This is a genomic window from Alcanivorax sp. HI0083, assembly GCF_001635175.1.
The window spans coordinates 1-442 of the sequence record NZ_LWFX01000025.1 but is presented as its reverse complement, the minus strand read 5'-3'; the positions used below and the strand labels follow the sequence as shown (position 1 = coordinate 442).

Annotated in this window: 1 protein-coding gene; it reads right to left on the bottom strand. The window is 58.4% G+C overall.

Annotated elements, in window-relative coordinates:
- Positions 1-320: alpha/beta fold hydrolase (locus tag A3754_RS00345; protein WP_156496627.1), on the bottom strand; the 320-nt coding region annotated here is incomplete at its 3' end.
- Positions 321-442: the final 122 nt, after the last annotated feature.

The following is a 442-nucleotide window of genomic DNA, read 5'->3' as shown; positions in this document are numbered from 1 at the left end:
AGCTGGTCGAGCAGCGATTTCACCCAGTCCATGTGGTTCTGGTAACTGTAGGCATTGATGTCGGTGGGCTTGTCGGATTTGCCGAAGCCGATCAGATCCGGGGCGATCACGCGATGGCCGGCGGCGGCGCAGATGGGAATCATGTGTCGGTACAGGTAGGACCAGGACGGCTCCCCGTGCAGCATCAGCACCGGTTTGCCGTCGGTCGGCCCCTCATCCACGTAATGCATGCGTAATCCGCCCACATCCACGTAGTTCGGTTCGAAGGGGTAGTCGAGCAGGCGTTCAAAGCGGGAATCCGGGGTGCGCAGGTAATCCATGGCCGATCCTTGTCAGTACGGGTATCGAGGTATGGGTAAGGAATACCAGTAGATGCCGGGATCGGCCATGTCGTTACAGGACAGTCGGCGTTTTGTTTAGGGAACCTTTGTAACCCCCTGGT